At 31.3% G+C, this 20741-nt stretch carries 16 protein-coding genes; 5 read left to right on the top strand and 11 right to left on the bottom strand.

The window, feature by feature from the left end:
- The first annotated feature begins 63 nt into the window (after positions 1 to 63).
- The 3 genes from P161_RS0112645 (at position 64) to P161_RS0112635 (ending at position 2406) form a co-directional block, all read left to right on the top strand.
- Complete coding sequence (locus tag P161_RS0112645; RefSeq protein WP_026777315.1) at positions 64 to 594, top strand: TrmH family RNA methyltransferase; 531 nt, start codon at positions 64 to 66, stop codon at positions 592 to 594.
- Positions 595 to 676: 82 nt separating this feature from the next.
- Positions 677 to 1693 (top strand): ferrochelatase, encoded by a 1017-nt coding sequence (hemH, locus tag P161_RS0112640; RefSeq protein ID WP_026777314.1) that lies wholly within the window; start codon positions 677 to 679, stop codon positions 1691 to 1693.
- Positions 1694 to 1812: 119 nt separating this feature from the next.
- Positions 1813 to 2406 (top strand): CopD family protein, encoded by a 594-nt coding sequence (locus tag P161_RS0112635; RefSeq protein ID WP_026777313.1) that lies wholly within the window; start codon positions 1813 to 1815, stop codon positions 2404 to 2406.
- A gap of 171 nt (positions 2407 to 2577) precedes the next feature.
- Here P161_RS0112635 and P161_RS0112630 read toward each other — a convergent pair whose 3' ends face one another.
- The 6 genes from P161_RS0112630 to P161_RS0112605 all read right to left on the bottom strand — a co-directional run bounded on the left by P161_RS0112630 (position 2578) and on the right by P161_RS0112605 (position 11317).
- A complete protein-coding gene (locus tag P161_RS0112630) occupies positions 2578 to 3987 on the bottom strand; it encodes a cytosine permease (RefSeq protein ID WP_026777312.1) in 1410 nt (469 codons plus the stop codon).
- Positions 3988 to 4006: 19 nt separating this feature from the next.
- Positions 4007 to 5152: an alpha-hydroxy acid oxidase gene (locus tag P161_RS0112625; RefSeq protein WP_026777311.1), complete on the bottom strand. Its 1146-nt coding sequence runs from the start codon at positions 5150 to 5152 to the stop codon at positions 4007 to 4009.
- A 9-nt stretch (positions 5153 to 5161) separates the two neighbouring features.
- Positions 5162 to 6451, bottom strand: a complete 1290-nt coding sequence (locus P161_RS0112620) for a class II aldolase/adducin family protein (protein ID WP_026777310.1) — start codon at positions 6449 to 6451, stop codon at positions 5162 to 5164.
- Positions 6452 to 6454: 3 nt separating this feature from the next.
- A complete protein-coding gene (locus P161_RS0112615) occupies positions 6455 to 7828 on the bottom strand; it encodes an FGGY-family carbohydrate kinase (RefSeq protein ID WP_026777309.1) in 1374 nt (457 codons plus the stop codon).
- Positions 7829 to 7838: 10 nt separating this feature from the next.
- Complete coding sequence (locus tag P161_RS0112610; protein WP_026777308.1) at positions 7839 to 9119, bottom strand: sugar isomerase; 1281 nt, start codon at positions 9117 to 9119, stop codon at positions 7839 to 7841.
- Between the two features lie 92 nt (positions 9120 to 9211).
- Positions 9212 to 11317, bottom strand: a complete 2106-nt coding sequence (locus P161_RS0112605; protein WP_026777307.1) for a bifunctional rhamnulose-1-phosphate aldolase/short-chain dehydrogenase — start codon at positions 11315 to 11317, stop codon at positions 9212 to 9214.
- Positions 11318 to 11494: 177 nt separating this feature from the next.
- Here P161_RS0112605 and P161_RS0112600 point away from each other — a divergent pair, with 177 nt between their 5' ends.
- Entirely contained in the window at positions 11495 to 12535 is a 1041-nt protein-coding gene (locus P161_RS0112600; RefSeq protein ID WP_026777306.1) for a GntR family transcriptional regulator, read from the top strand.
- Positions 12536 to 12540: 5 nt separating this feature from the next.
- Here the strand turns inward: P161_RS0112600 and P161_RS0112595 are convergent, their stop codons facing one another.
- The 3 genes from P161_RS0112595 to P161_RS0112585 all read right to left on the bottom strand — a co-directional run bounded on the left by P161_RS0112595 (position 12541) and on the right by P161_RS0112585 (position 16642).
- Entirely contained in the window at positions 12541 to 13974 is a 1434-nt protein-coding gene (locus P161_RS0112595; RefSeq protein WP_026777305.1) for a sulfatase, read from the bottom strand.
- A 72-nt stretch (positions 13975 to 14046) separates the two neighbouring features.
- On the bottom strand, positions 14047 to 14217 hold the full coding sequence (locus P161_RS19770) for a hypothetical protein (protein WP_197026350.1): 171 nt from the start codon (positions 14215 to 14217) through the stop codon (positions 14047 to 14049).
- A gap of 22 nt (positions 14218 to 14239) precedes the next feature.
- Positions 14240 to 16642: a T9SS type A sorting domain-containing protein gene (locus P161_RS0112585; RefSeq protein WP_081817037.1), complete on the bottom strand. Its 2403-nt coding sequence runs from the start codon at positions 16640 to 16642 to the stop codon at positions 14240 to 14242.
- Positions 16643 to 16848: 206 nt separating this feature from the next.
- On the opposite strand from P161_RS0112585, the gene P161_RS18585 reads away from it, so the two are divergent.
- Positions 16849 to 18516 carry a sulfatase gene (locus P161_RS18585; protein WP_051605746.1) on the top strand — a complete coding sequence of 556 codons (1668 nt, stop codon included), beginning with the start codon at positions 16849 to 16851 and terminating at the stop codon, positions 18514 to 18516.
- A gap of 21 nt (positions 18517 to 18537) precedes the next feature.
- Here the strand turns inward: P161_RS18585 and P161_RS0112575 are convergent, their stop codons facing one another.
- Together P161_RS0112575 and P161_RS18580 are read right to left on the bottom strand one after the other, a co-directional pair.
- Positions 18538 to 19188, bottom strand: coding sequence for a hypothetical protein (locus P161_RS0112575; protein ID WP_155810462.1), 651 nt, complete (start codon positions 19186 to 19188; stop codon positions 18538 to 18540).
- 17 nt (positions 19189 to 19205) lie between these two features.
- Positions 19206 to 20738 (bottom strand): sulfatase, encoded by a 1533-nt coding sequence (locus tag P161_RS18580; RefSeq protein WP_051605745.1) that lies wholly within the window; start codon positions 20736 to 20738, stop codon positions 19206 to 19208.
- Positions 20739 to 20741 lie beyond the last annotated feature (3 nt).

Here is a 20741-nt window from a genome sequence, read left to right as displayed (position 1 = left end):
AAGTTAGAAGTTAGAAGTTAGAAGTTAGAAGTTAGAAGTTAGAAGTTAGAAAAAATAGAGAATTTGAAACAGCTATCACACGAAAATGTAGAAAATATACAACAAAAGTTTCCGATTACGATTGTTTGCGATGCTATTAGGACACCCGAAAATATTGGCATGTGTTTTAGAATTTCTGAAAGTTTTGGCGTAGAGAAAATTTATTTTCATGAAAATTCACCATCCATTGAAAACAGAAAAGTAATTAATACTGCTAGAAATACCATCAATCAAACTGACCACGGATACTATAACAATTTTAGCTCTCTAATCAACAGTTTAAAAGAAGAAGGAAATACAATTATTGGTATAGAAATTACTGATAAAAGCATCAATATTCAAGATTTTAATTTTAAAAATCATGAAAAAATCGTACTACTTTTGGGTAGCGAACGAAATGGAATTGAAAATGTAAATCTAGTAGATTATACAATTTCAATACCAATGTATGGCAGAAACTCGAGCATGAACGTAATACATAGTTTAGCGATTACGTTGTTTGAAGTTACGAATCAGATAAAAGCCCATCCTAACCTTACAAAAGGGAATAAGTAAATTGTAAGAAAATAAAAATATTAAAAAATAGTTTGAAGTTTTAAACTTGAAACCTTGAACTTTAAATATTTAAACCTCAATAATGAAAGGAGTTTTATTAGTAAATTTAGGATCACCAGCAAGCACATCAACCAAAGATGTAAGAAAGTATTTGGATGAATTTTTAATGGACGAAAGAGTAATTGACGCTCCAAAATGGCTAAGAACCATCTTGGTTAGAGGAATTATTTTAAATACGAGACCAAAAAAATCAGCCAAAGCTTATAAAAAAATCTGGTGGGATGAAGGTTCGCCTTTAATTGTTTTATCTGAAAGATTGTTAGATAAAGTACAAAAGAAAACAGAATTGCCTGTTGCATTAGCAATGCGTTATGGAACACCATCTATAAAAATGGGGTTACAAGAACTGCATGACAAAGGTGTAACAGATGTTTTAATTGTGCCTTTGTATCCACAACATGCCATGGCCACAACCGATACAATTTTAGTATTGGCAGAAGAATTGAGAGCAGAGTTTTTCCCTCATATGAAATTTAACCATATTCCTGCATTTTATCATAAAAAAGATTATATAAAAGTTTTAGGAGATAGTATTAAAAATCATTTAGAAGGAAAAGAATGGGATAAAATACTGTTTTCTTATCATGGAATTCCAGAAAGACATGTTCGAAAATCTGACATTACAAAAAGCCACTGTAAACCTAATGATAGCGTAAATTTTGAGTGCTGTAAAACCAGTTCTGCTGCACACGAATTTTGCTACAAGCACCAGTGTTATGAAACTACAAAACAAGTTGTAGAATATTTAGATTTACAACCACATCAATATTTTGTTTCTTTTCAATCTAGATTGGCTGGAGATCCATGGTTGCAACCCTATACAGATAAAATGCTAGAAAAATATCCAGAAGAAGGTGTTAAAAAACTAGCCGTTGTTACACCCGCATTTGTATCTGACTGTTTAGAAACCTTAGAGGAAATTGCCATGGAAGGTAAAGAAGAATTTCTAGAAGCTGGTGGTGAAGCGTTTTACGCAATTCCTTGTATTAATGATAATGATGATTGGGTAGACGTTTTAGTTAATTGGATTGAAGAGTAAATCAGCAGTTGGTAGTTAGTAGTTGGTAGTTGGTAGTTGAAAAAAATGCAAAACTTTGGGAATTAACGAAAAAATTTTTCGCTTAATTTTTCAAAACCTCAAAACGAAACATAAAATTTATGGATTTTTTATACGTAAAAGCGTTACATATTATTTTTGTAGTTACTTGGTTTGCTGGTTTGTTTTACATACCTAGGTTGTTTATTTATCAAACTGAAGCAGAAGATAAGTTAGAACCTGCAAAATCCATTTTACAAACGCAATATAAGTTGATGAGCAAACGCCTTTGGTATATTATTACCTGGCCATCAGCAATACTAGCAAGTATTTTTGGTATTTGGATGTTGATTCAAAATCCATTTTATTTATCTCAACCTTGGATGCTGGTAAAAATAGCCTTTGTATTTGCACTTTATTTTTACCACGGATTTTGCCAGAATATTTATAGCAAACTTCAGAGAGATATTATAAAATACTCAGCATTTAAGTTACGAATTTTCAATGAGATTTCGACAATAATACTTTTTGCAGTAGTTTTTTTAGTTACTGTAAAAAGCGCCATAAATTGGATTTGGGGAGTTGTGGGTATTATCCTTTTTGGTATTTTAATGATGCTAGGTATCAAACTTTATAAAAGAATAAGAGAAAAAAATTCTTGGGAAAAAACCGAAAAAGAGGTTTTAAAAAATACAGAATCTACTAAAGAAAATTAAAAAGCTTTTATAACTCTGCATACATAACAAAACTCGAAACGTACGTTTCGAGTTTTGTTTTATTAAAAAAGTATCGTAGTAAAAGAGTTTTTCACTCATAAAAAAGAAGCTTTTTTATGAAGTCGATCGTAAACTTTCTTTTCGAAAAAAAATCGTGAATAATTACAATGCTTATTTCTTCTGAAGATACTTGCTAAAAAATAAGAATAACACACCACATAAAATCCATGCAGGTAAGGTTACAAAAGATAAGAAAACATTAAACTGCACTGAGATAAAATAGAAGATTCCAAAACTTATTGCCCAAGCTAAAAACACTGAGCCATTAAAAGATAAGTTTGCTTTTTCTGCATAGTTTTTAATAATTCCAGCTTTTTTATGGAAGAAATGTTCAAAAACGATAATCGCCCCAAATGGCGCTAAAATAAATCCGTATAAAGCTACAAAACCTAATAATTTCATTGCAAATGCTGGAAATAAGCCTGCAATTGTAGCAACTGCACCCGCTAAAATAGTAACTTTTGCAGTTGATAATTTTGGTAAAATTGCTTGAAAAGCTAAACCTGCTCTATAAATAGTTGGGTTTGCAGTTGTCCAACCTGCTAAAACTACGGCTATAATTCCGAAAACACCAATTGCATTGTAAGCCATTGGTCCAGGAGCAACAGGTGGTGCATTTCCATTATCAAGAAAAGATAAAGCTTCTGGAGATTTTAAATACACTGCATATAATAGTGCTGCTGCAATCCAGGCCATATAATGCCCTACATACATACCTGCTGCTGTTGCCCAACCTGCTTTAGCTTCTTTAGCAAATCTAAAAACAGATAGATCAGACATACCAATATGCATAGCACCATTCGCAAACCAAGACCAAATAACAACGTGCCAAAACGTAAATTTTGTTTGCCCAGGAAAAGGTTCACCACCTTCGCCCCAAATTGCCCAGAATTTAGAAAAACTATCTACACCTAATTGACTTAAAGCTACAATGCCACATGCTACAAAAGCCAAAACGATAAAAGGAGACATCCAATTTGCTGCTTTTGTAACTGTATCATAACCTCTTGCTGCAATTATAGAAATTACTGCACCAATTGCAATTACAATAATAATCCATGTCATTCCATTTGGTAAAGTATCATCTAACTTTGGCATTGGCATATTAAAAGGAATACCTACTGCTGTTGCAGAAACTGTAATCATAGAGCCTGCTAAAAAGCAGAATAAAATTCCGTTTGCTAAATTATAGCCAGTAACTAATTTTTTTCCACAAATTTTTTCTAACTGAAAATATAATGTCAATCTATTTTTAACAGCAATTTCTGCCGTTAAAAATCGCCAGCTTAAAACTGCTAAAAGATTTCCAATAAGCAAACCTACAATTAAATCAAAAGCACTAACGCCAGCTGTTAAAAAAAGTGGACCAATCATAAATTCGGTTCCTGCAGCATGCTCTCCTGCATACATACCTATAAAACTTTTCCAACCTTTTAGTTTGGATTTTGGTACAGGTTCTCTTTCAAATTCACCACCAGCAATTTCCTCTATTTGGCTTTGTTCTATACTTACTTGACTCATAAATTTGTTTTTTGGTTGATTATATTAAGTGATTTGGAAAATCCTCTACCCTCTCGCAGCAAATTTGCTCCATAACCTGTTGCAACTCTGTCTTTAATAATGATATTGTATGATCACCTCCTTTATTTCCTAAAGCAGCAACTCCGTACATAAAAGAACGCCCCATAAATGTAAACTTTGCACCAGAGGCTAAAGATCTAGCAACATCAACACCAGAACGTATTCCACTATCCATCATTACTTCTATTTGATCACCATACTTTTCTGCAATTGACTTTAAAGGTTTTATGGTAGATTCACCAGCATCTAATTGTCTTCCTCCATGATTTGAAACAATAATTCCATCTAAACCTAAACGAATTGCTTGTTCTGCATCGTAATGAGAGGCTACACCTTTTAAAACGATTTTACCTTTCCACATATCGCGAATCGGTTTTATTTTTTCTTCGTTTAAACGTCCAGAAAAAGTTTGATCCATAAATTTACCTAACTGTTTTAAATCCAAACCTTTTGGCATATATGGTTTTAAATTGGCAAAACTCGGAATTCCATGTTTAAGTGTTTGTAAACTCCAATGAGGATGTATAAATGCCTCTAAAATGTTAGTTATATTCATTTTTGGTGGCATCCCTAAACCATTTCTAATATCTCTAGGTCTATGCCCAAAACTTGGTACATCACACAGTATAACCAAAACTGGACATTCTGCAGCTGCTGCCCTTTTTAAAATATCATCTCTTAAACTGTCTTCTGTAGGATGATACAACTGAAACCAGGCTTTACCTTCCGTTAATTCAGCAGCTCTTTCTATACTTGTAGTGGTAACAGTGCTTAAAATAAAAGGAATGTTATGCTCAAAAGCAGCTTTTGCTAAAATTTCTGGAGAATTTGGCCACATTAAACCCTGTAAACCAACAGGAGCAATTCCAAAAGGAGCATCATAATCAATACCAAATAATTTTGTTTTGGTTGATGAGCCTCCATGATTTCTTAAGTAATTAGGCTTTAATTGCACTTCTCTTAATTCAGATGTATTTCTGTGTAGGTTTACATCTTCATTACAACCACCATCTAAATATTCGAAAGCAAATTTTGGTATTTTTTTACGTGCTTTATTTCTTAAATCATCAATTGATGGGTAACGTGTATCTATTTTTATTGCCATAATTTATTTTTATGATAAAAATTTTGCTCTTAATTCCTCTACTTGATCATCATTAATAGGCACCATTTCTCCAAGAGAATTTCCTAATACAATAGATTTTGCACTAAATTCTGCCACTTCTAAATAATCGAAAGTTTGCAGTAATTTATCACCAGTAATAATTATAGAATCGTTTTCTATAATTAAAGCTGTGTTACAATTCTCTGTGATTTTTTTATCAACATTATTTTTAAAATGTGTGCCAAATTTCACAGCATGGATATCTTGTAAAAATATCCAACTTTCTGGTATTGTTCTTACATCTAAATATTCTCCTGTAACTGCAAACGCCATTAAATAAGGAGATTGCGTCATTATAATAGAGTTTATTTCAGGATTATTTTTGTAGATTTCTTCATGTAAATACGTTGCTCTACTTGGTGTTTTGCCTAATTCTCTTTTGCCTTTTTTAATTTGAACAATGTCTTCAATTTTTAAATCCCAACGATTTATATTGGTTGGTGTAATTAAAAAATCGTTGTTTTTCCAACGCATAGAAACTGTGCCATAAGAACTTATCATTAAACCTTGTTCACAAGAACGTTTTACGATTTTACAAATTTCTAAACGTTTTTCTACTTCATTAGCAGGAAATTTGTTTTTCTTTTTCTCTGGTCTTACAGCAGGCACTTGCGCTTCAAATTGATCTATTTGAGCGTCTGTTAAATAATTAGGTTTGCCAATTTGTGAACCATATAAAATGGTTCTGCAACAAAATTCTAATGTTTCAAATCGTTCATAAGCATCTGTTAAATTGCTTCCTCCTAAAACAACTCCGTGATTTTCCATAATAACTGCTTTGAATCCTTTGTTGAATTCATCTGCAATTACACTTCCTAAATCGTTACTTCCAGGTAATTTATATTTTGCATACCCAATTGGACCACAAATCTGTTTTGCTTGAGATATAATATTGGTATTCGGAATTTGACGAACAATACTAAATGAAACTAATGCTGGTGGATGTGCGTGGATTACTGATTTTATATCTGGTCTTGCCTCATAAATTGCTTTATGAAACGGAAATTCTGAAGAAGGTTTGTGTTTACCATCTATTGTTCCGTCTTTTTTTACACAAATAATATCTGATGCTCTCAAAGAGCCTTTATCGATTGCAGAAGGTGTTACCCAGATATCTCCATTATCATCAATAACAGAAATATTTCCACCAGAAGTGGTTGTCATTCCTCTTTTGTAAATACGATCTATAATCGTTGTAATTTCATCTCTTGGATGAATAAAATTTGTTTTTTTTGACATTTTTTAAATAGCAATAAAAGGAACGTGCTTTTTTAAAGCATAATTCTTCTTTAAAAATTTTGAATTTAATTTTGAGTCTGAAATAGCGATAGCTGCACCTAAGGCAGAGCCTAAAGAAGCTTTTGTAGTTCTTAATTTCATACCTCTTAAATAGTAAGATAATAGTTTGATATATAAATCATTATCCGTGAAACCACCATCAACATACAAACGATCTATTTCTTGAGTATCTGCAATTTTCTTGATCCCTTGTACTTGAAGTTGTACCAATTCTATCATTAATTGGTGATAAGCATGCTCAAAAGTATGGTAAGAATAACTTGTTTTTTTAGGCATATTTTTATCTGAAAAAGATTTCCATGTAAAACAATATTGAAACTCTTTTATAATTTCAAAATATACTTCATAATCAAATTCTATAGTTTTATGATAGTCTTTATCAACATTAAACTTTCTTGATAATTCTTCTACTTGAAGTTTATACTCATTACCCAAAAATAATCTTGAAGATTTAACAGGTTTTCCATTAATTCTCATATAATTTATACAACCTGCTTCTGTTTCTTCTGTGGTTAAAGGAACATCTGAAAACGGATTTAAAGCAATAGACCAAGTACCTGTAGAAACCAATACAAATGGTTTTTTTACACTTCTTACATAAGGTAAAAGTGCTGAGGAACTATCATGAATACCAACACCAACTTTAATTCTTGTACCATTATAATTCATATTGATGCTTGTTTCTGTAGAAACTATTGGAGGTAAAACCTTATGAATTCCTTCTCTATAAACCCAAGCTTGATAATCTTTGGTTTCATAATTCCATAAGGAAGTGTGGCAACCAATACTTGTATATTCGCTAATAGGAATTCCTGTAAAAACAAAGCTTAAATATTGTGGCAAATGCAACGAATATTTTATCTTTTTAAATATTTCTGGCTTTGTATGTTTGATCCAATACAATTGCATTCCTGAATTTAACAACCCAGATTTTGGAGAACCTGTAGTTCTTGTTAATTCTAACTCTGGACCATATTTTTCATAAAAACCATCAACTAAATCTTCATTAATTTCTTTGGTGTAATTATAAAGAGGTGTTAATGGATTTCCTTCTTCATCTAAATGCACAAAACTTGCTCCATACGTAGAAAAATTTATTGCTTTAATAGAAAACTCTTCATTTTTTAAAACACGATAAAATATTTCTTTTAGCCAAACTTGTAAAGCCTCTAAATTTTCTGTTGGATGACCATCTTCGTCTTCAATTAAATCAAAAGAGGCATATTCTCTATAAACTTCTTTATAGTTTTTATCAAACAGAAAAAACTTTTTATTTGTTTTTCCGATGTCAAAAACTGCTGTTACTTTTTGTGCCATGCGTAAATTTTTATAATCCAGTTGCTACTGTATGCTTTCCTCTTTCCTTAATTAAACCATCTCTTACCGCTAAATTTCTATAGCTTTGAATCGGATTAATTGCACCCCCAGTTAGTAATCTTGCTGCTGATAAAAGTGGTCTAACATCTGTTCTGAATGCATCTTGTAAAATTTCTTGACATTTAGTAACGTCGTTTTCTAATTGAGCCGTTTTTAGCTTTTTTTGATCTATCAATAAAGCTTTTGCGTATGCCTCTTGAATAGCTTCTAAAGATTGTAATAAATCTTCTAAAGGATCTTTTATATTATGACTGGCATCAATCATCCAAGCCAAGTCTGGGTTTTGAGGATTGTTTTGCATTCCGTAAACCAATTCGTTAAAAATTAAGAATAAAGCATAAGGTTTGATACTTCCAACAGTTAAATCGTCATCACCATATTTACTATCATTAAAATGAAATCCGCCTAATTTACCTTTCAGCATTAAAATAGAAACAATTTGTTCGATATTAGAGTTTGGTAAATGGTGTCCTAAATCTACCAAAGTAAATGCTTTTTCTCCACAACCATTTGCCAACATTAAAGAAGCTCCCCAATCCTGTATTACAGTTGAATAAAAGTTGGGTTCATAAGGTTTGTATTCGATTAACAATTTCCAATCTTCTGGCAAACCTGCATAAATATCAATTAAGCTATTTTGTGTGTTTTGAAAAGCAGTTTGAAAATTATTTTGTCCAGGAAAAGAAGAACCATCTGCCAACCAAACCGTTAAACTTTTAGAACCTAATTTATCTCCAATATTGATAACATCTAAATTATGCTGAATTGCTTGGTCTCTAACTGCCTGACTTGTGTTACTTAAAGAGCCAAACTTATAACTTTCTTTTGCATTTTTTTGATCTTGAAATGTATTAGAATTTACAGAATCGAATTTGATATGTAAAGCCTTTGCCTTTTCTTTAATCGCAGCGTAATCAGTTGGAATATCCCAAGGAATATGCAATGAAACAGCACCAGCAGTTTGTGTTAAAGCATGTAAAATACCTACATCATCTATCTTTTCTTCTAAAGTTGATGGTTCTCCATAAAATGAAAAACGACCAAAACGTGTACCTCCAGCACCTAAAGCCCAACTTGGCACTGCAACTTGAAATTCTGATAATTTTGATAAAATATTATTTACATTGTGACCTTTAGAAGTTAATGAGTCTGCCAAAAAGTTATAACTATTATGATGAGAAGAAATACTTTTTTTATTATCGTCTTCTATATGTTGTTTTGTTAATTTCATTAAAATTTAGTTTTAAATAAAAACTTCCATAAAAATTTGGGGGAATATAATTTATGGAAGTTTTCAAAAATAATATTATTTAATTAAGAAAATTATCTAACGAAAGCATTAGCCATTCCACCGTCAACATTTATAATGTTTCCTGTAGATTTGTCTAAAATACCAACTAAAGAGAATACTCCGTTTGCAATATCTTCTGGTCTAATAATTTCGTTTAACAAGTTTCTTTTTGCATAAAATGCTGGTAATTCTGCAACAGTAATTCCATTTGCTTTTGCTCTGCCTTCTGCCCAAGCTCCTTCCCAAATTTTACTTCCTACAATAACTCCATCAGGGTTTACGGTATTTACTCGAATTTTATCTTTCCCTAATTCCGCTGCTAATAAACGAACCATATGTTGTTGAGCAGCTTTTGCTGTTCCGTATGCAACATTGTTAGGTCCAGCAACCAAGCCGTTTTTACTTGCTATAGAAATATAATTACCTCCTAAACCTTGCTTACGCATAATTGCTGCAGCTTGTTTTGCCAAATCAAACTGACCTTTTACTAAAATGCTTTGTAAAATATTCCAATCTTTATCGGTTGTATCCTCTAAAGCTTTAGAAATTGCTAAACCTGCACTGTGCACAACAATATCTACTCCTCCAAATTCTACACAAGCCTTTTTGTAAGCAGATGAGATAGATTCTGTACTTGTTACATCACAAATTGCATAGGTAGAAACATCTCGTTTATAAGTTTCATGCGCTTCTTTTAAACTTTCTTCATTAATATCTGTTAAAACAACATTTGCACCTTCAGCAGCTAATTTATCTGCAATTGCTTTACCAATTCCACCACCAGCTCCAGTAACAAATGCTACTTTTCTTGATAATGGTTGTTCTTTTGGCATACGTTGTAATTTTGCCTCTTCCAATAACCAATATTCAATATCAAAAGCTTCTTGTCTTGGTAAAGATGTGTAAGCAGTAATTGCTTCTGCACCTCTCATTACATTAATTGCGTTTGTATAGAATTCGTTTGCAACTCTTGTTGTTTGTTTGTTTTTTGCAAAACTAAACATCCCAATTCCTGGGTAAATAATAATTACAGGATTTGCATCTCTAATTGCAGGGCTGCTATCGTTTTTGCACTTATTATAATAATCTATATATTCTTGTCTGTAAGCTTCAAAGGCTGGTTCTAATTTTGCAAGAATTGCATCTGTATCACTTAAATCTTCGTTTTTATCTAAAGATAAAACTAAAGGTTGAATTTTGGTTCTTAAAAAATGATCTGGACATGAAGTACCCATTGGCGCTAAACGCTCTAAATCATTACTATTGATAAATTCTAAAACAACATCCGTATCAGAAAAATGACCAATCATTCCGTTTTCTGAAGAACACAAGCCTCTTAACAAAGGCATTATTTGTGCAGCTTTTTCCTGACGCTCGTTTGCTGGTAAACTTTCAACTTTTTGTCCGCCAAAAACCTCACCATTTTCTTTTATTTTCTTTTCAATAAATTCAGAAGCCATTTCAATAACTTCTAAACTATTCATATACGATTCGTAAGAAGTATCTCCCCAAGTAAATAAACCATGAGAACCTAAAACAATTCCTCTAATTCCTGGATTGTCTGCTAAACATTTTTCTAGCATTAAACCCAATTCAAAACCTGGTTTTTTCCAAGGCACCCAACCCATTGTATCTCCCCAAATTTCTTTGGTAACTTGCTCACTATTTTCAGCAGCAGCAACAGCTATTAAAGCATCTGGATGTAAATGATCTATATGTGCAAAGGGTAATAAGCCATGTAAAGGAGTGTCTATAGAAGGAGCTTTGCTATCTAAATCATAAATACAGTGATTAAACAAACCAACCATTCTGTCCTCATCCTCTAAACCTCCATAAACATTTTTTAAATCACGCAATCTACTGGTATACAAACCTGCAATTCCTGCTCTGTTTAGTGTTCCAATATCTCCTCCAGAACCTTTTACCCACATTACCTCAACTTCTTCATTCGTTAAAGGATCTTTTTCGATGGTTTTACAACTTGTGTTTCCACCACCATAATTTGTGATTCTTAAGTCTGCTCCTAAAATATTTGAACGATATAAAAATAGGGCTACTTGATCATCTGCTAAAGCATCTGCTTTTTGTTGATCCCATAAATAATCTACGTACTTAAATGTTTTTGTATTAGTTTCCATAAGGTTTATTAAAGTATTATAGAGCGAATTTAAAACTACAAGACTTTTTTTGTATCCTGTACTATAATGGTTAAAAAATATTTATGAATTATATATAGAATGAAGTTGATTTACATTTGTTAGTTTCTATAAATTCAGCTACTTTAGTTCTTTATTTATCTAAACTAAATTTTATTTATGTTTGACTTTATAACGATTGATGAAAACTCAAGAGTTCCTAAATATCAACAAATCGTAAACGCTATTATTCAAAACATTTCCAATGGTAACTTGGTTATAGATCAAAGAATACCCTCTATAAATAGTTTTAGCGAGGAATATTATTTATCTAGAGATACTGTAGAAAAAGCCTATAATATTTTAAAAAAACGTAATATAATTACATCTGTAAGAGGTAAAGGATATTATATTACTAGAACAAAATTAATATCTAAAGCAAATATTTTATTTTTAATAAACAAGTTAAGTTCCTACAAATTAAAAGTTTATAATTCTTTTATTGATAATATTGGGCCTAATTCTCATACTGATTTACATATTTATCATTGTGATGAAACTGTTTTTTTAAATTTGATTTCCAAAAATAAAGCTGCTTATGATTATTTTGTAATTATGCCACATTTTAAAACGGAAGAACTTGCTCATGTAAGTTATACTGACAAAGTAATAAAAGCTTTAAAAGAAATACCAAAAGAGAAATTGGTTATTTTAGATAATTTTAAAGAAGGAATTGAAGGTGGTTCCATTGAGATTTTTCAAGATTTTGAAAACGACATTTATAATGCTTTAAACAAAGCATACTCTAAAATGAAGAAATATAAAAATCTAACGTTGTTTTATCCTACAAAAACAGTTTATCCTTATCCAAAAAGGATTTTACATGGTTTTAGAAAATTTTGTTTTGAACGCTCTATCGATTTTGAATATTTAGAAGAAGTGTATGAAGATATGGTTATTAGAAAAGGAGACTTATTTATAACCATACAGGAATCGGATTTAGTAAGTTTGGTAAAAAGAACTAGAGAAGAAAACTTTAAATTAGGTAAAGATGTAGGAATTATATCTTATAATGACACACCTTTAAAAGAATTATTAGGTATTACTGTAGTTTCTACAGATTTTAATATTATGGGGGAAACTGCTGCTAAAATGATTTTAGAACAGAAAAAAGGTAAATTTAAAGTTCCATTTAATTTTATTGACAGGAAATCTTTGTAAACTCCTTATTCTGTTGGAAAATAATGAGTAAACCATACTTTTTCACTTTCTTTAGTTGCTAAATCTATTCCTTTATTTTTTAAAGTATTAGACCATTTTACTAATCTTGCTTTCAAATCTTTTGCTAAATTTGGATGTTTTTTTATAAGATTTACATTTTCATGCTCTAATGTAGTAACATCAAATAAAAACTCTCTTTCTCCAAATTTTAGATATTTATAATTGCCTTCTCTAATAGCTGATTGAGACCAAAATCTCCAGAATAAACTTTGATGGGGTTCACCTTTTTTATCATCTATTAAAAAAGGAATTAAATTTACACCATCTAATTCTTTACTTTCTTTTAAATCTGCAATTGCAATTGTTGTTGCTGCAACATCTAAAGAAATTACGGGCTTATTGTAAACTTTACCTTTTGGCAAAACTGCTGGCCAATTCATAATAAATGGCACTCTAATTCCTCCTTCAGAAAGCATACCTTTTTCGCCAACAAAAGGCGTATTTAAAGAACCATCCCAAGCACCGCCTTTAAAAGATATTGGTTTATCTTCTTTATTAATTTTTAAAGGAGCTCCATTATCACTAATAAAAAAGATTAGTGTGTTTTCTTCCATATTTAAATCTTTTAAAGTTTGTTTTATGTTTCCTACTCCATCATCAATTGAGGCTAGCATTGCTAAAGCATGTCTTCTTCTTTCTGGCATTTTTTTAGGAAATCGATTTAAGTATTTTTTAGTAGCTTCTAAAGGAACATGAGGTGCAAAATAAGAAAGATAAAAAAAGAAAGGGTTTTCCTTATTTTGTTTGATAAAAGTAATAGCAGCCTGTGTTTGAATATCCAAACGATATCCTTTTTCTTTTACTGTTTTTGGTGGTGTTTTTTTTCCATCATATAAATCAAAATTACTTCTATATGTGTTTAAATATCCTTCAAAAACAAAATCAAAACCTCGGTTATCACTTGTATAAGGTTCTCTTAATTTTGTAGGAATTTTTATGTTTTTTCGATCTTTTACGTCAGTATTTGGTATATTTTCTTTCACCCATTCTAAAGCACCTGGGTTAGGATCTAAATGCCACTTACCAGCCATACCTGTTGTGTATCCTGCTTTTTTTAACCTTTGTGGAATTAAAACTTCATCTAAAGGCAAAGGAATTGTTCCATTTTGATCTAAACCAAATCTTTGTTGATACCTTCCAGTTAAAAGTCCTGCTCTTGACGGAATACATTGTGGAGCTGTAATATAACCAGCCGTAAAACGTACTCCGTTTTTTGCCAATAAATCTATATTTGGCGTTTTTACATCATCAGCAAAACCATTTGCACCAATATCTGCATACCCATGATCATCAGTAAAAATTACAATGATATTTGGTTTTTTTTGACCAAAGGAATTCAAAACAAAAAGGAATAAAAAAATACGAAATATGGTTTTCATTAAGACTGTATTTAAAAGTAAAAAAAATGCCTTGAAAGTTTTTCAAGGCATTTTAAATATGAATTTTTTATTTTAGAATCCTGTCCCTGGATCTGCAGGTGCACTTGATGCTTGTGCTTTTTGTGGATTTAAAATCATATAAGTACCTAATGCAGTTAATGCTGCATATTTACCGTAATTTCCTATTTTTTTAATAGCATCTTTACGAGAAATTTCTGGTTGGTTTGTAGTGTCGTTTTTCATGATATGTGGATTTTTCTCGTTATTATTCTAAAATTATTTTTTTGCTGATGTTTCCTTGTTCGGTTTCTAATTTAATTAAATAGATTCCAGTTGCTAAATTTGGTAAAGAAATATCTTTGTTGCCATTAGCCATAAAAGAAGTATTTAACACTTGTTTTCCTAAAATATTAAACATTGTAAAATTAGCTTCACCATTATTTAAACCTGAAATTCTTACAGTTGAATTATTTGTATTAAAAATTCTTACAGCATCTAATAAAACAGTATCTGTACTTAAAGCAGCAGAACGTGTATGTAAGTAAAACCTTCCAATACCTTCTTGTTTTTCATTTAAGGTTACAGTATGGTTTGAGCCATTTTCTAAAAGCGTAAAAGTTTTTGCAACTTTATCTTCTAAATAGGTATTAATACCACTTGGTAAATTTTGAGCATCTATAGAAAAAGAAATTTCTTTTCCTGCACTTGCAAGTACACCAACAGGAATAATCATACTTTCGAAATCCGAATTTGGTAATGCTTGTCTTTCAAAAGCAATTCCTTTATCATCTGCTACCAAATGAGTATATACTGAAAAGCTAGAGCCCACTCCTGTAAACATGCCAATATCATTTCCTGCGTCTAAACCTAAAGTTCTATTAGGTGCATAACTTACAAAAGCATTTCTTATTCTATCTCCTTCAGATATAGAAAGCGTAACTTTTGGATCTGCATTTTTATAAAACGTAACGCCAGTTTGATGACTCTGTAAAGATTCTGGTATAGAAAAATTACTTGCTGTAGAATTTGCTGCCTCTACAAAGAAGCCTTGACCTGGTTGTATATAATCTGTTGTAGCTAAGCTAGTATAAACAGTACCATTCCAAACATAAACAGTTTGACTAGCTCCTGTAAGATTATCTGCATTTGTTCCTCCACCATTAGTAGCTGCCAATAATTCTGAAACTCTAATATAAGATGGAAAAGGATTACCGACTAAATTCCAATTAGTATCTGCACCTTGAATTATTGATAGTATAACATCTGAACCTGGAAAAGTTCCTACAAACTCATAAACTTCCTCGTCTTTACTTTGATAATCTACAGTTTTTTTTCTGGTTGAAAACCCAACACCTTGGCTGAAGGTCTCTGGAGTATCGCTCGCCTGGAAATAATCCCAATTACCACTTGTATTGTTGTAAGAAGCTATAGCTCTATTTGCTCCAGTACCAGTTCCTATAAAGTTGTATAATATCCAATCATTATCATATGTTTCACCAACAACAGGAGAGGACATTAAATTCCAAACAGCTGGATTAAAAATATTTCCTCCTCCTTCTGGATTAGCTATTTGGGGTGCAGCACTATTATCTATTGCTGTTAAAACATTATAGGTAAAAGTACCTGAAACGCTATTAGCAATTAAACTTCCACCACCAAAAACTTTTGAAGAATTAGCAGTTATAGTGTTACTACCCGCGTTAAAAGATGCATTTTTCTCTACTAAAATATTAGCAACATTAACATTACTAGATGCTACTGGGTAATTCGTTAAACCTGTTGGTATTTTTATGTTACCAGTAACAGCAGGTACTCCTAATGGCTCCCAATTATTTGCGGTATTAAAAGCTGTATTTGTATCCCCATTTCCTGTCCAAACACTGGTTACACCTGTTTTAGATGCCTCTACCCCAAACTCCATGATAGATTTTACCTGAGTAGCAGAAAGAATTTCTGAAGTAATTAATAAATCATCTATATCTCCCTTAATTGCTTGACCAGTATTACCAACCTTATTAGCACCAATAATTATTTCTGTACTAACATTTCTTGGTTTAGTTGCTACTGCACTATAATCATAGACACTATCCACTTCTCCATTAATGTAAAAAGTTTGCGTTTCATTTACTGCGTCATGTACAAGAGCTATATGATACCATACTTCTTTCGTAGCTGTTTCATTAGAAAAAATTTCAGCTCCAGTTGTAGCAGAAGCGAAGTTATTATCTCCAGAGCCACCCGAAGATCTAAATCTTAATTGTGCAGTTCCATCATCTGCAGTAGTGCCTGCATCTGGTCCATTAGCCATGTCAATTACATGACTTATACTAGCACCTACGATATTTTCTGCATCATCAACTCTTACCCAAACAGCAATCGTAGAACTATTTGAAGTATTATAAATTCCGTTTGCACTTTCATACACAGTATCATCAAAAACACCATATTGTCCAAATATATTACCATCACTGCTATATGTAATATCATTCCCACCTGCTCCGCTCGCATTTCCAGATGTTTTTCTTGCAAATGAAAAGTTACCTGTATCATCTGTGAAATTTCCTTCAAAATCAAGGTACAATAAAATATCTCCGGAAGTAATTGCTTGAGCACTCACAAACTGAATACTCAGTGCTAATGCCATCATAAATAGTATTTTTTTCTTCATAATTGTTAAATAAAATTATTAATAAGTATTAATTGTTATTTTTAATTAGAATAACAAGTATGCCAAATTAACTAGAATATGTACTATTTTGTATCCTGTACTATCTTGTAAATATTAAATTATTGCTTTAATAACCCTAAACAACAGGATAGTTTGTAGTTTCTCTATTATTAGATTTATAAATTAAATGTACAAGTTGTATCATCATGAAAAAATACTCAGTCTTATTTTTATCCATTTTATTTTTAATTTCTTGTCAAAAGAAAAAACAAACAAAACCAAACATAATTTTTATACTTGCTGATGATTATGGTATTGTAGATTCACAGAAATATGCCGCAAAATTTTTAAATACTTCAATGGATAGTACTTTTTACGAAACACCAAACATCAATAAATTAATGAATGAAGGTATTTCTTTTTCACAAGCCTATGCAAACCAATTATGTTCCCCAACAAGAGCTAGCATTTTAACTGGTAAATATGCTTCTAGATTGGGTTTTACAACAGCAATGCCTCATAGAAATACGTATTATAATCAGAATATAGTAGTGCCTAAAGGTTACTATGCAAACGATGTTTTAGAACACAAAGACAATATTTTAATTGAACAAGCTTTGGTAAATGGAACTTCAAATTCTGGGGTTCCAACTGGAAAAAATATACAAACCAATTTAGACGAATTGTCTATTGCAGAAGCAATGACAGACTACAATAATGGATTTATTGGAAAATGGCATATTGGAGGTTTTGGAGCAAAAGGGTTTCAGCCACAAGACAATGGTTTTGAAACATTAGCCTATTTTGATGGTGGAGGATCTGCTTATTTTAATTGGAGAAATGGATGGAATCAAAAAACAAAAGAACGTTTCCCAAAAATGCCACAAGATGAATGGGAAATAGGAAATGCAGGAGCTGAAACTGGCGAAAAATACTTAACTGATGATTTAACAAAACAAGCATTAAAGTATATTGATGAAAAAGCAAAAGATAAAGAAAAACCTTTCTTTTTATACTTTTCTCATTTTGCAGTGCACACACCATATCAAGGTAAAAAAGAAGAAATCGATTATTTTAACGCCAAAAAAACAAAAGGTTTTAACGGACAAGATAATGCCATTTATGCTTCTATGATTAAAAGTATGGATAGATCTGTTGGACTAATTTTAGACAAACTAAAAGAATTAAACATTGAAGAAAATACGCTCGTTGTTTTTATGTCTGATAATGGAGGTATTGATGCAGAAATTACTCCTGATGGAAATGGAACAGAAAACAATCCTTTTTTAGGTGGAAAAGCGTGTTTGACAGAAGGTGGAATTCGTGTTCCATTGGTTTTTAGATGGAAAGGTAAAATTGAGCAAGGAAAATGGGTAGATGTTCCTGTGGATTGTACAGATATTTTTCCAACAATTTTAGAAGCTGCAGGTTATAATGCAAAAGAAATTATTGTTGAAAATAATTTAGATGGTGAAAGTATTATTGGTTTACTAACTGATACAAAAAATGAACAAAAAACATATACTAAAGATACTCGTTATTGGCATTATCCTTTTAATGTAATTTACAAAAGTCCTTATGATAACTTGGCACTAACGCCACATTCTGCCATTAGAAAAGGCGATTTTAAACTAATTTTTGATTGGTATGGACGTTTGCATTTGTATGATATCGAAAAAGACCCTTTTGAAAGAAACGATTTATATACCACTCAAAAAGAAAAAGGAGATGCACTTTTTAATGATTTAATTTCTTGGTTAGAACAAAATGTTGATAAACGTTATTGGCCAACAAAAAATCCTGATTATAATCCTGAAAATGAGGTTAGAGATATTTCTTTTAGGGATTTGGTAGTAGAACTAAATCCTAAATAATTTAAATACAAAATAACTTTACTAATCAAAAGCTTTGAATTCTTTCATCAATTCAAATACAAACTTTGATTTTTGAAAAATGATTTTTCTATTTTTTTTCATGCTTTTTTTTGTTTTTCTTTTTTTAAAATCGTTTTCATTTAAACTGGTTTTTTTAATTCGTGTATTTAGCGAAGCAACTGGTTTACAATAATTATCATCAGAATTATAAATTTCAAATAGTAATGTAGAATATTTAAAAACTTTTATAGATTTTTTATTATACTTAAAACTATCTGTCAGACTATCAAAAAATGTTTTTGGTTTAAAAGGATTATATTTAAGATCACTGTTCATTTTAATCAATAAAATTGTCTCAATATTGTTATCAATTAGGTATTGCTTAATTTCGCTATTAGACCATATATAATCTCCTTCATTTCCCTTTGGGAAAAATAGCTTATTTGCTGAAATTACAGATACTCCTCCTTCTTTTTTTAATCTTCGAATTATTTTATCCCCACCATAAATATCGTTTACAGCATAAAAAACTAAAGTTTTATTTTTTATTGAATTTTCTAATTTACCACTAATTCCTACTGATTGTCCAATTCTATACTGTGCACAAATTGAATTAGAAGTAGAAGCAAAAATCAAAAAAAATATAAAATATTTGTAGAATAATTTGTGCATAAATTAGTATTTTAAACCTAGTTTATCTCCAATTTTTTACCTTTTAAACCACCTGGTTGTTTCCCAATATTTTCTGGTTTGTATTTTGTAGAATCAAAATTTTTGTTAGGAATTGGTACAATTGCTTTGGTATCTTCTATATGTTTTTGAATTAGGTTGTCTAATTCAGCTACTTTTTCAGGATATGTTTTAGCCAAATTATTATGTTCACTAATATCCCATTTTAAATTGTACAACAAATAATCGTGCTTAAAATCTTTTCCTTGATGAAACAAACGAATCAATTTCCAATCATCAGCATGGACAGAAATAGAGGTTGGTAACCAATCTGGAACTCCAGGTTGATGGGGGAAATAGGTGAAAATTCCATCTCTTTTTATATCATTTCCTTTAAGAGTTTCTATAATATCAATACCATCTAAAGGATGATTTTCTGGGAACTCTAAACCAGCTAAATTTAATAAAGTTGGGTAAAAATCCGTAGATTGTACTAGAGCATCATTAATTGCGCCTGCTTTTGTAACTCCAGGGTACGAAATTATGGTTGGCACTCTAACACCACCTTCAAACATGGTTGCTTTTCCACCTCTTAAAGGTCTGTTGCTAGTTGGTGGTGCCATGTATTTTTCGCCATTTGGTAAAATATCTGTAACTCCATTATACATATTTCCTCCATTATCACTTGTAAAAACAATAATTGTATTCTCTGTTAAACCTAACCTATCTAATTCATCTAAAAGGCGTCCAATTGCATCATCCATGGAATGAACCATTGCAGCATAGGTTGCAGAATGTTGTGCATCAGATAAGTCTACTTTGGTTCTGTAGTATTTTTTTAAAGTTTCTTTAGCATCAAAAGGTGCATGAACAGAAAACTGCCAGTAATTCATAAAAAAAGGTTTTGTTTTATCAACATTACGCAACCAAGAAACAGCTTCATCAGCCATTCTATCCTCTATGTGTTCTTTTGTATAATTTTCTTTAAAATCTTTAAAACGCCAAGGAGCTACAAAAGTTCCTGCTGGACCTGGGCCTGGCCAATGTGGAATATCAACATTAAAGCCATGTTGCAATGGCGAATATGGATCTGCACCTAAATGCCATTTTCCAAAATGTGCTGTTTGGTAGCCTGCCTTTTTAAATTGTTTTCCCAAAGTTGGTAAGGTGTTGTTTAACCTTGTAACAGATTCTAAAATAACAGATTTATTTGCTGGTCCTGTTCCCTGGTTTAAAGAGGCTTTTAATTTCACCATACCCAAGTGTGCTGTTGGTGCAGTAATTCCTGTTCTTGCTGGTGTTTGCCCAGTTAAAATACTAGCTCTAGTTGGTGAACAAAGTGGACTAGCTGCGTAAGCCCTTGTATACGTAATTCCTCTTGCTGCTAAACGCTCTAAATTTGGTGTTTCGTAAAGTTTTGTTTTTCCATAAAGCGTAACATCACTCCAACCTAAATCATCAGCTAAAATAAAAACTACGTTTGGTTTCTTTTGTTGTGCATTTGAAATATGAACCGCAAAAATTAGTAATAAAATTAAGCGTATTTTTTTCATGAT

Origin of the sequence: Polaribacter sp. Hel_I_88, assembly GCF_000687935.1 — a bacterium.
GTDB lineage: Bacteria > Bacteroidota > Bacteroidia > Flavobacteriales > Flavobacteriaceae > Polaribacter.
This window is presented reverse-complemented; position numbering and strand designations above follow the sequence as displayed.